Origin of the sequence: Enterobacter sp. PI-10 (assembly GCF_027947695.1) — a bacterium.
GTDB classification, from domain to species: Bacteria; Pseudomonadota; Gammaproteobacteria; order Enterobacterales; family Enterobacteriaceae; genus Enterobacter; species Enterobacter vonholyi.
In genome coordinates, this window is the sequence record NZ_JAJNOG010000002.1 from 646427 (window position 1) to 658461 (window position 12035).

Sequence of the window (12035 nt, forward strand, 5' to 3'; positions counted from 1 at the left end):
CAGCGTATCGTTACACTGGAAAAAGATTCACAGTGTTTATAGTTTGAGAAGAAAAATGAAAAAGCTCATCGCGTTAAGTGTTATCAGTCTTGTTCTTACCGGCTGCGTTAATCCGGGTAAAGCCTCCGTTCAGCCGGAGCAACTTCAGAATCACCGCTTCGTGCTGGAAAACGTGAACGGTAAGGCCGTGAAGACCGCGACAACGCCACCTGAGCTCAGTTTTAGCGCGCTGCCTGATATCAGCCTGGTGAATAACATCAGCGTTTCCGGCCAGATGTGTAACCGCTTCAACGGACAGGGGAAATTGTCCGAAGGCGAGCTTAAGGTTAAAACGCTGGCCATGACGCGCAAGCTCTGTACTGAACCGCAGCTGAATGAGCTGGATCAGGCCATCGGCGACATGCTGCGCAAAGGGGCGCAGGTCGACCTGACTGAGGACCAGTTAACGCTGGCGACAGCCGATAAAACGCTGATGTTTAAGCGTGTAGAATAATCAGTAGTTACCGCAGCTTCCAACGGCAAGCGACTGTTCGCTACAGCGTTTGCCGTTTGGCAAGGCGCACATCCCAATAGCAGAACCATCAAGCTGGCGAGCGACAGACAGCGAACCGCCAATCATTGCGCAGTTAGCCTGACCAGCGCTGGACATCGCCGCTTTCATTCCCGGCGCCACGTGGGCTGCCGTTGCCTGCTGAACGGGTTCACTGCTACATGCCGACAACAATAATGCGGCACACCCTACCAAAAACGCTGAGCGCATGCTTTCTCCCCCATAAATGATGCGAAACCTATGCATAATAGGCATCACAGCCCGTGTCGTCGAGAGCGAAAGTGCGTATTTATGCGCTCCGGAAACAATTTTTCGCAATTTTTTCGCCAAAAGTTTGATCTACTCATTGATGGCGAGAATACCAAGGACACAAAAGCGAAAATCGTAAAATCACCCGTTTGCTAGAATACACAGATAATATTCAGGGTTTGTTGCCGTAATACAGACCCCTATTTTTTGCGCAATGTAAGGGTGTTGTCCTATGCAAACTATTGACGGTAATGGTGCAGTTGCCTCAGTCGCGTTTCGCACCAGTGAAGTTATCGCCATCTACCCGATTACGCCAAGTTCTACCATGGCCGAGCAGGCGGATGCCTGGGCGGGTAACGGGTTAAAAAACGTCTGGGGCGATGTCCCGAGAGTGGTTGAGATGCAGTCTGAAGCCGGTGCGATTGCCACGGTGCACGGCGCGCTTCAGACCGGCGCGCTTTCCACGTCGTTCACATCTTCTCAGGGATTGTTGTTAATGATCCCGACGCTGTACAAACTCGCCGGGCAACTGACCCCCTTCGTTCTGCACGTTGCTGCGCGGACCGTTGCCACCCACGCGCTCTCTATCTTTGGCGATCACTCAGACGTGATGGCCGTACGCCAGACCGGCTGCGCGATGCTGTGCGCCAGCAGCGTTCAGGAAGCCCAGGACTTTGCCTTAATTTCGCATATCGCCACGCTCAAAAGCCGGGTGCCGTTTATTCATTTCTTTGATGGTTTCCGCACCTCTCACGAAATTAACAAAATCGTCCCGCTGGCTGACGAGACAATCCTGAATCTCCTCCCGCAGGCGGATATCGACGCGCACCGTGCCCGGGCCCTAAATCCGGAACACCCGGTGATTCGCGGCACGTCGGCGAACCCGGATACCTATTTCCAGTCCCGCGAGGCCACGAACCCTTGGTACAACGCGGTTTACGACCATGTTGAACAGGCGATGAATGACTTTGCCGCCGCGACCGGTCGGGAATATAAACCCTTTGAGTACTACGGCCATCCGCAGGCGGAACGGGTCATTGTGCTGATGGGGTCGGCCATTGGCACCTGCGAGGAAGTTGTTGATGAACTGCTGACGCGCGGCGAAAAAGTTGGCGTGCTGAAAGTGCGTCTCTATCGGCCGTTCTCGGCGAAACATCTGCTCTCTGCGCTGCCGGAAAGCGCGCGTACCGTTGCGGTGCTCGATCGCACTAAAGAGCCGGGCGCGCAGGCGGAACCGCTGTATCTGGATGTGATGACGGCCCTGGCAGAAGCCTTTAATCAGGGCGAACGTGAAACGCTGCCGCGCGTGATCGGAGGTCGCTATGGGTTATCGTCCAAGGAATTTGGGCCGGACTGCGTGCTGGCGGTATTCAACGAGCTCAGCGAAGCGAAGCCCAAGCCGCGCTTTACCGTCGGTATTTATGATGATGTGACGAATCTGTCCCTGTCGCTGCCGGAAAACACCCTGCCCTCGACCGCCAAACTTGAGGCGCTGTTCTATGGTCTGGGCAGCGACGGCAGCGTCTCCGCGACCAAAAACAACATCAAAATCATCGGTAACTCCACGCCGTGGTATGCCCAGGGGTACTTCGTTTACGACTCCAAAAAGGCAGGCGGCTTGACCGTTTCCCACCTGCGGGTGAGCGAACAGCCCATCCGCTCTGCGTATCTTATTTCTCAGGCTGATTTTGTTGGCTGTCACCAGCTGCAGTTTATCGATAAATACCAGATGGCCGAGCGCCTGAAGCCTGGCGGTATTTTCCTCCTGAATACGCCATACAGCGCGGATGAAGTCTGGTCTCGCCTGCCGCAGGAAGTGCAGGCGGTGCTGAACCAGAAAAAAGCCCGTTTATTTGTGGTGAATGCGGCGAAAATTGCCCGCGAATGTGGCCTGGCCGCGCGCATCAATACCGTTATGCAGATGGCCTTCTTCCATCTGACCAATATCCTGCCGGGCGACAGCGCGCTGGCGGAACTGCAGGGCGCGATTGCCAAAAGCTACAGCAGCAAAGGACAGGAATTAGTCGAGCGTAACTGGCAGGCGCTAGCGCTGGCGCGCGAGTCGCTGTATGAGGTACCGCTGCAGCCGGTCAATGCCGCAAGCCCGAACCGCCCTCCGGTGGTGTCCGATGCGGCGCCTGATTTCGTTAAGACCGTGACGGCGGCGATGCTGGCCGGTCTGGGTGATGCCCTGCCCGTCTCTGCGCTGCCGCCGGATGGCACCTGGCCGATGGGCACCACGCGCTGGGAAAAACGTAACATCGCCGAAGCGATCCCTATCTGGAAAGAAGAACTGTGTACCCAGTGCAACCACTGCGTAGCGGCCTGCCCGCACTCAGCCATTCGTGCCAAAGTGGTTTCACCGGAAGAGATGGAATCTGCGCCTGCGAGCCTGCATTCACTGGATGTGAAATCCCGCGATATGCGCGGGCAGAAATACGTTCTGCAGGTCGCGCCGGAAGATTGCACCGGCTGTAACCTGTGCGTCGAGGTCTGTCCGGCGAAAGACAGGCAGAATCCGGAGATCAAAGCCATCAATATGATGTCGCGTCTGGAGCATGTTGAAGAGGAGAAGGTCAATTATGACTTCTTCCTGAACCTGCCGGAAATCGACCGCAGCAAACTGGAACGCATTGATATTCGCACTTCGCAGCTGATCACGCCGCTGTTTGAATACTCCGGCGCCTGCTCGGGCTGCGGTGAAACGCCGTATATCAAGCTGCTTACCCAGCTGTACGGTGACCGGATGTTGATTGCCAACGCAACCGGCTGTTCGTCTATTTATGGCGGTAACCTGCCCTCCACGCCGTACACCACCGATGCCAACGGTCGCGGTCCGGCGTGGGCAAACTCGCTATTCGAAGACAACGCCGAATTTGGTCTGGGCTTCCGCCTGACCGTTGACCAGCACCGCGCACGCGTGATGCGCCTGCTGGAGCAGTTTGCCGGGCAGATCCCTGCCGGGCTCAATGACGCGCTTCATGCGGATGCAACGCCAGAAGAACGTCGTGAGCAGGTTGCCGAGCTGCGTCAGGCGCTTCAGGGCGTGGCGGGCGCAGAACAGCTGCTGACCGACGCGGACGCGCTGGTCGAAAAATCGATCTGGCTGATTGGCGGTGACGGCTGGGCTTACGACATCGGCTTTGGCGGGCTGGATCACGTGCTGAGCCTGACCGAAAACGTCAATATCCTGGTTCTGGATACGCAGTGTTATTCCAACACCGGTGGTCAGGCGTCGAAAGCGACGCCGCTTGGCGCAGTGACGAAATTCGGCGAACACGGTAAACGCAAGGCGCGCAAAGATCTCGGTGTAAGCATGATGATGTACGGTCACGTTTACGTCGCGCAAATTTCGCTGGGTGCCCAGCTTAACCAGACGGTGAAAGCAATTCAGGAGGCGGAAGCGTATCCTGGCCCATCGCTGATCGTTGCATACAGCCCTTGCGAAGAGCATGGCTACGATCTGGCGCTCAGCCACGACCAGATGCGCCAGCTGACCGCGACGGGCTTCTGGCCGCTGTACCGGTTCGACCCGCGTCGTGCTGATGAGGGTAAATTACCGCTGGCGCTGGACTCTCGTCCACCGTCAGATGCCCTAGCCGAGACGTTAATGCAGGAACAGCGCTTCCGCCGCCTTAACGCGCAGCAGCCGGAAGTGGCGGAACAGCTCTGGAAAGACGCCGCGGCCGATCTGCAAAAACGTTATGACTTCCTGGCGCAAATGGCGGGTAAAGCCGAAAAACCGACCAGCGACTAGTACCTCTGCCCGGCTTGTCCGGGCATTTTTTTGCCATAAAAAAAGCCCGGCGTATTCACACCGGGCGAATCCAGATAATCATTGAATATCTATTTTGTTTACTTAATAGTATTCATGTTAATTATGAATGAATGATCTTAAAGGCATATAACGCATCAAGGTTACCTTAATTAACGCCCGATTAATAATTTCAATTTAATATGCTTAACTTTAAATCATTCATCAAGTCAATGACCGTTTCAGTTGATTTATTCGGTTTAGATTTTACTTAGTTCGTAACAATTATATTTTATTACTCTCGCAGCGGAGTGATTTAGCATGGGACAACTTTCTCATTCTGAAAGTTCAACAGGTAATTAAATAAAAACAACCACAATGGAATATCAAAATGCAAAGAAAAGTACTGGCCCTGATGATTCCGGCTCTGTTAATGGCTGGCGCAACTCATGCAGCAGAGATTTATAATAAAGACGGCAACAAATTAGATCTGTACGGAAAAGTAGATGGTCTGCACTATTTCTCCGACGATAAAGACGCTGACGGGGATCAAACCTACATGCGTCTGGGCTTCAAAGGCGAAACCCAGATCAACGACATGATGACCGGCTACGCGCAGTGGGAATACAACATTCAGGCAAATAACACCGAAGGGTCTGATAATCAGTCCTGGACGCGTCTGGCCTTCGCGGGCGTCAAAGTGGGTGACTACGGCTCCTTCGATTACGGTCGTAACTACGGCGTGCTGTACGATGTGGAAGGCTGGACCGATATGCTGCCTGAGTTCGGCGGCGACTCCTACTCAAAAGCCGACAACTTTATGACCAGCCGCGCCAACGGTGTGGCAACCTACCGTAACACCGACTTCTATGGTCTGGTGCAGGGCCTGAACTTTGCGCTGCAGTATCAGGGCAAGAATGAAGACGCCAGCAACAACCAGGAAGGCACCAACAACGGTCGCGACACGCGTCACGAGAACGGTGACGGCTTCGGTATCTCTACCACCTATGACTTCGGTATGGGCATTACTGCAGGTGCGGCGTACACCTCTTCAGACCGCACCAACGAACAGGTCATGAATACCACAGCGGGCGGTGATAAAGCGGATGCGTGGACTGCGGGTCTGAAATATGACGCCAATAACATCTATCTGGCGGCAATGTACTCTGAAACCCGCAATATGACCCCGTATGGTGATAAAACCGATTCCGTTGCGAATAAAACCCAGAACTTTGAAGTGACCGCCCAGTACCAGTTCGACTTTGGCCTGCGTCCGTCCCTTTCCTACCTGCAGTCGAAAGGTAAGGACCTGGGCAACGGTCAGGGCGATCGGGATCTGGTTAAATACGCTGACGTAGGCGCGACCTATTACTTCAATAAAAACATGTCCACCTACGTTGATTACAAAATTAACCTGCTGGATGAAGATGACAGCTTCTACAAAAACAACGGCATCGGCACGGATGACGTCGTAGCGTTAGGTCTGGTTTACCAGTTCTGATTGTCAGAGCCCGCACCATGGTGCGGGCTCGCTTGTTTTTGAAGTAAGTCACAAGAGATAGTGTCAGAAAGGGATTGGTTGAGGGAAAGTTGAAAGAAAGCTGGTTAGACTACGGAGATAGCCCTTTTGTCATTAAGGATAACAGCGTTGTTTGGTCGTGTATCTCTTGCCGTCCTTACCCTTTTAGCATTGGTGTGGATGGCGTTAATTTTTGATTTTGGTGATATTGTCGGGCATCTCGGCGCGCTGTTAAACCACCTGGATGGCAGTTGACCGTTTCCCTGGAAACAAAAAGCCACCAGCAGTGCCGGTGGCGGATATACGCATAGGTCGCGTTATTTTTTCACAGGTTGAGGCTTTTTATCGCCTGATTCAGGGGCCTCACGCGGATCGTCTTTTTCAACACTAAGCATAGTTTCTCCTGTATCAGATAACCATTCTCCACTATAGCCAGCTGATTAAAGAGTGGCCAGGCGGCAATCATGCCTGCTGTTCACCTTTCTCGCGAAAAGTGAGATAGCCAAATACGCCACTTTCTCCATCCATGGGATGGTTAACCCCGTCCATCACCTTCACTTCAGGAAAATCAAATGGTGAAACGTTTTCAAAACAGGCGACATTCACGCCATATTCGTTTGGGTTAGAACGCCGCTGATGGAACGTGTAAATCCCGCACACCGAGCAGAAGAAATGCCGTGCCGTTCCCGTGTTAAAGCGGTACTCGGTGAGCTTATCCTCACCTTTGGTCACCGTAATCCCCGACAGCGGCGCAGAAACGACGACAGCGCCTCGCATTCGACAAAAGGAACAGCTGCAGCGCCGCGCGGTGTTGAGGCCATCAGTAAGTTCAACGGTGAATGCCACCGCGCCGCAGTGGCACTTCGCATTTCGTCTTTCAGCCATGGGCTATACCCCTTTTCTCACGAGCTCGGCCGCTTTAACGAAAACCTCGTCTTCTACACCATCGCCTTTTTGCCTGCCGAGTCTGACCAGTTCATCCACTATACTGTTGCGATGGATCGGTTTTTGCGCTGAAACCAGCCCAATAACGGCGGCCCCAATCGCCAGCCCCACTAATCCGGTTTGTTCATCTTTGTTTTTCATATTCATGCTCCTGGTACAACAAACAAGGGTAGCAGGAATATGGTAAAACGGAATGCCAGACACATGATCTGTGAATAATATTTAAACAGTTCAAACAGGTACGACTTCTAAAATCGACAGATACGAACGGGTGTCTATTATTTTGTTTAGCTTCAGACGAGTCTTTTCAAACAAGGTCTGATACTCAGACTCTGTTCTTGCACGTCCTCCATCAAAGCTTGTTAACAAAAGAAGATCAATTTCAAATCGTCCCTGTTCATTATTTTCTTTTTTAATAAGTGGCTCAAAAATTAATAGCCTGGAGTTTTCTTTCATAGCATTTCTGCAGCATTGAAGTATCTGAATGGCCTTTTCATCAGGCCAGTCCATTAAAATGTATTTAAGTAGATAAATGTCTGCTACAGGACAGGCTTCAAAAAAACTGCCCTCTACGGTCTCCCATCGGCGATGATCATTCAACAGATACAGTCGATTCCGCTCAAGCACGTCTGTTTGATCAAAAAGGATCCCCGTCAGGGTCGGGTTTCGACGTAAAACGGCCAGTAATAAATTACCCAGCCCACCGGCGATATCGGCAACGACAGCGCTTTGAGGGAACGAATAGCTATCTGCGATGACTTCATTCTCTACGGATGACATAGAGGCCATACCGGCATGAAAAATGTTGCTATCAGCCCCACTATCGTCATGCTGCCAGTATTCGTAAAAAGGCTTGCCAAACAATTCATTAAAGACAGGTTTGCCTTGCAATATCTCATCCATTTTTGCCGCTGGCTGCCAGAATGTCTGGTCTGTCAGCATGAGCACTGCTGCACGCAAGGAAAATTCATGCTCAGAACAGAGGAATTGTGCTGATTGGCTAAGGCTGTATTCGGCGTCAGATAATTCGTTGAAAACCCCACGAGAGGACAATAAGCGCATGACTCGATGAAGATAGTCAACGTCGACATTCAACTCCTTCGCCAGTTGATTCACGGATTTTTTTCCATCAACCAGACGATCTGCGACCCCTAATACCGCGACAGCCCGAAGTGCTGCCTGCCAGACAAAACCCATGCTTTGCTCTAACAAACACATTCCTTCTTTACGGCTTAGTAAATCCAGACTATTACGTTGTGACATTTTCTGCTCCTTACCAATAAAGATGTGTTGAACAACTAAAAAGTTGCTAACAAGCGTAAGTCTGGCAGTGAGCTTTATCCATAATTTCAGCAAGGTTTACTTATGCTGCTTCGTATTGGTTTGCATACAGTACATATAAACACGTAAAAAAACAGGGCCACTTACTCTTCATTTTGATTAGTAATGCGCAGAAACTATTACTTTATAAATGATTGTCTTACATCCAAAAAATCCTGTGACAACGCAGCCATTCTCTATTTAGAATCTCGGCGTCAGCCCATACTTTGGCGTTTTGATATTTGCAGCCCAAACCTTGATATTGTTTTGCAACAGAATAGTGAAATCTGATTTTAAATGCGTCACCATTCCATTGACGCTGTCCGCATCAACCACAGAAAAATGTTCAATTCTATTTTGCCCTACCTCAACACAATAATATTTTGCGGGCAGCTCCTTACCATTAACATTTAGCGACTGGTTGTTTTCACTACAACGGCCTTCAGTAATAAATGACACCAGCAAGTTAGCGGATTTCCTCCCTGGCTGAGAAACACTCACCATGACCGGGAAACCTTCCGAGGTCTGAGTCATATCATAAAGGACGGCATTTTTCATATACCAGGTATTATATTCCCGCTCCTGAAAAGCAGACCAGGAAGGCGCAGAAAAGACCACCAGCACTGCCAGTATAAGAGATTCTATTTTCATGGGATGTTGTCGTCCGTGTTGTTGCACGTATTATTCAGATTGTGCAAAAAACAGCAACCCCTTAAGAAAAGCCCTACTACTATTGGCAGTAACAGAGGGATTAATACAAAGAAGAATAAGAAGATAAATGGTAAACCACCGCCATCATGGCGATGCTGACCATGACGCTGATGAAAAAGTACGTTTTGAAAGGCTGCTTTTGGGTTTTATGGCGAAAGAGCCGTTGCCCCACAATGGCGCCAGGCCAGCCACCTGTTACGCCAAATACCAGCAAAGTAGCTTCCGGCACCCTGCGCATCCCCTTCCGCGCCGCCATTTTATCGGCGTCGTACATGACTATTGTCAGCAGATTGATCAGCAGAAACCAGATTACCAACGGATTCGGAGCCAACAGGCTAGCAATAGCAGCGAAAATCAGTAGTACATAGCAAAAGCGATTGAGAGTCATTGTTCTGGTCACAGGCTGTTAAACGGTTTTCGACGGCATATGATACCCAAAACAGGTAAAGTTTACTTCTTTAAAACAGGGTGAATGCCTGGCGCTTTACTGATTAACATTTAAACGGCATTAATCAGTCAAGCATCCTTTCATTATAATCGTGCAGTTTACATATTTTTCTTAAAAAAATATTCTGAAACGGCTCACTGCAAAAACACATTGTGCGTGCATCCCTTTAACAAAATAAAAACGAATGCAGTGGCTGTTTAAACAGACGGGTAAGAAATATTGATGGAGATCAATTTATAAAACAAGCAGATAATTTTTAGGCGCGTCGTGTCATGCCCAACGTTTAAAACTATTGTTGCACACAATTAATTTGACCAGATGGTCAATGAATAACAAAATATCACCGTAGTTAAAAAAATTATGTCTGCATTCCTTTAGGGGGGTGATGTCCCCCCATTTTTCCGATGTGATAAACCTCATTCCACCATTATCTTCACTTTTGGTTTCGACAGAAGGACTTTTACCAGTTCCTTAAACGGCGTGGGTTTGTAGAAGAAGAAACCTTGTAAGAACTTGATGTGGTTATGGGTGAGATAATCAAGTTGCTCTTGTGTTTCAACACCTTCCGCCACAATACTGATTGATAATTTTTTTGCCAGTTCCAGTACCGAATCCAGTATAACGGTTGAGTCCTCACTGGCATTAACCCTGGCAACAAAGCTTTGGTCGATTTTAATGTAATCGATATGCAGATCCTGCAGGTAGGACAGACCAGAATACCCCGTACCAAAATCATCAAGAGCAATGGCAAATCCAATCTCATGTAGCGCATTGAGGGTCTTAACGAGATGGTCATCGATATCGAGAGGTTCACGCTCGGTCACCTCAATGACCAGGTTAAGATCCTGTCGAGTAAAGCTGTGCTTGTAATGGAGACACTCTTCAACGAAGGTGGACGCAACGATATGGGACGCGCTGAAGTTAATACCGACGTGGAACCCTTCTGGCAGCAACGTAGAGATCGAATTCATATGCGATGCAACCTGACGCATTAAGCTCTGAGTTAAGGGAATGATTAAGCCTGATTTCTCCGCGAGAGGAATAAATGAAGCCGGAGAAATAAACCCTGACTGTGGATGCTTCCATCTGGCCAGCACTTCCACACCTCGTAGCGCCCCCTCTTTGCCGCTGACAACGGGCTGGTAATACGGAATAATTTCATTTCTGTATATGGCGGTACGCAGTGACTCTTCCGGTGAAACATCCTTAGAAAGATATCGCTGAAGAATATAAGCAGAAAGAGACGATATTATCAGCAGGAATAACACTACGCCTCCGGCTCGATTGAGTAATCTCTTAAGACTAAAAAGAGGTGGAGAATTAAATTGTACCGAGAAAGGAAAAGCTGAGGCCTTGACCGTTAATACCTCTTTCTTCGTATGGTCTACCGTAGTCACATCGCCTGTCAGGCCTAAAAGGGTATTGCCTACTCTTAGAGAATATTCAACGCCGTTTAATGGCATATCCAGCGCATCCCGGATATGGCTATCACTGATACTAACGATGATTCGGCTTCCGGCGTGGGTTGTCTGGTATAAGAGAACCGGAAGACCGTTGACGGTACTCCCCGAAGGAACCAGGAGCAATGATGACTCAGGCAGCACTGAGCTATTGACCAACAATACGCGGTTTCCCGGTAATGAGGAGCACCAGACCGCGTTATTTTTCAGAATAATGATCGTTCTCAGGTGAGGCTGTAATGCTGCCTCGGTACCCAGCCGATATTGCCCTTCTGCATCACACTCATTCTCGGCAAGTTGCATTGCCATCTGAGTCGCATGACGGGCTTCTTTAAGAATAACGTTCATGTTCCGTACGACGTAGCGCGCCTCTGCCAGGCTGTCAGCACGTGCAGAATACCAAACCTGTAAATTGATGATAAAAACGCCGAGCAAAAACATTGTCGTGGCTGCAGCTAAGGGAATAGATGCATGGCGCATTTAGGGTTCTCGATTTGAGTAAAGTTGCCGCTTCAGCGATCCTGAAGTGATTGAATTATCTTCGTCTTAAGCATGGTTGATAAAGAAATAAATACCATATCAGGCGTCAGAAATTTTCTCGCAAGCCAGATGGAGTGGAATCAAAAGGCCGCCGAACGGCAGCCCTGGTGGATAAGTGTTTATTAGTACCGCTTTATTGTATTGATCGGGGTTCTTTCTGACCAGTCAGGTCGCTCGCCAGCCATGATGGCACGCTGTTGCGTTGGCGTCACAGACTGCGTAATTTCTGGCATTGACTTGTATTCGGGTTGCGTAGGTGGATTGAGAACAAGATCGGAGCTACAGCCTGATAACAGCAAAACCGCCAATAGTGATGAATTAAATTTGAACACGTGCCCCTTCCAATGGGATAAAGTTATAAGAAAAAGCATGGTGATTATTGCATCCTGGTGACACGTTAATGATATACAAAGCCACGCGCCTGGCTGAAGACAACAGATTCACCACACAGATAACCCCATAAGGTTATATTTAGTCGGACAATACGCGCAACGCTTTGTTTTCGTACCCACCAGAGCAAAAAGGTGGAAGGGAAGCCT

11 protein-coding genes are annotated in these 12035 nt (G+C 49.7%); 3 read left to right on the forward strand and 8 right to left on the reverse strand.

Annotated elements, in window-relative coordinates:
- Positions 1-55: 55 nt before the first annotated feature.
- A complete protein-coding gene (gene hslJ / locus LRM19_RS07530; protein WP_115875300.1) occupies positions 56-493 on the forward strand; it encodes a heat shock protein HslJ in 438 nt (145 codons plus the stop codon).
- Here hslJ and LRM19_RS07535 read toward each other — a convergent pair whose 3' ends face one another.
- Entirely contained in the window at positions 494-760 is a 267-nt protein-coding gene (locus LRM19_RS07535) for a putative hemolysin (protein WP_115876072.1), read from the reverse strand.
- 271 nt (positions 761-1031) lie between these two features.
- Here LRM19_RS07535 and nifJ point away from each other — a divergent pair, with 271 nt between their 5' ends.
- Positions 1032-4556 (forward strand): pyruvate:ferredoxin (flavodoxin) oxidoreductase, encoded by a 3525-nt coding sequence (gene nifJ / locus LRM19_RS07540; RefSeq protein ID WP_271368014.1) that lies wholly within the window; start codon positions 1032-1034, stop codon positions 4554-4556.
- A 388-nt stretch (positions 4557-4944) separates the two neighbouring features.
- Entirely contained in the window at positions 4945-6054 is a 1110-nt protein-coding gene (gene ompC, locus LRM19_RS07545) for a porin OmpC (protein ID WP_271368016.1), read from the forward strand.
- 335 nt (positions 6055-6389) lie between these two features.
- On the opposite strand, the gene LRM19_RS07550 is transcribed toward ompC, so the two are convergent.
- The 7 genes from LRM19_RS07550 to LRM19_RS07580 form a co-directional block, all read right to left on the reverse strand.
- Positions 6390-6467, reverse strand: a complete 78-nt coding sequence (locus LRM19_RS07550) for a hypothetical protein (RefSeq protein ID WP_223232805.1) — start codon at positions 6465-6467, stop codon at positions 6390-6392.
- A 67-nt stretch (positions 6468-6534) separates the two neighbouring features.
- Positions 6535-6957 carry a GFA family protein gene (locus LRM19_RS07555; RefSeq protein WP_111963684.1) on the reverse strand — a complete coding sequence of 141 codons (423 nt, stop codon included), beginning with the start codon at positions 6955-6957 and terminating at the stop codon, positions 6535-6537.
- A gap of 3 nt (positions 6958-6960) precedes the next feature.
- On the reverse strand, positions 6961-7158 hold the full coding sequence (locus tag LRM19_RS07560) for a hypothetical protein (RefSeq protein WP_023312007.1): 198 nt from the start codon (positions 7156-7158) through the stop codon (positions 6961-6963).
- A gap of 90 nt (positions 7159-7248) precedes the next feature.
- Positions 7249-8280 (reverse strand): methyltransferase, encoded by a 1032-nt coding sequence (locus tag LRM19_RS07565; RefSeq protein ID WP_271368018.1) that lies wholly within the window; start codon positions 8278-8280, stop codon positions 7249-7251.
- 258 nt (positions 8281-8538) lie between these two features.
- A complete protein-coding gene (locus LRM19_RS07570) occupies positions 8539-8988 on the reverse strand; it encodes a hypothetical protein (RefSeq protein WP_271368020.1) in 450 nt (149 codons plus the stop codon).
- 100 nt (positions 8989-9088) lie between these two features.
- The gene (locus tag LRM19_RS07575) at positions 9089-9436 is read right to left on the reverse strand and encodes a DUF1294 domain-containing protein (protein WP_271368021.1); all 348 of its coding nucleotides are present in this window, start codon (positions 9434-9436) and stop codon (positions 9089-9091) included.
- Between the two features lie 476 nt (positions 9437-9912).
- Entirely contained in the window at positions 9913-11436 is a 1524-nt protein-coding gene (locus LRM19_RS07580; RefSeq protein ID WP_271368022.1) for an EAL domain-containing protein, read from the reverse strand.
- Positions 11437-12035: the final 599 nt, after the last annotated feature.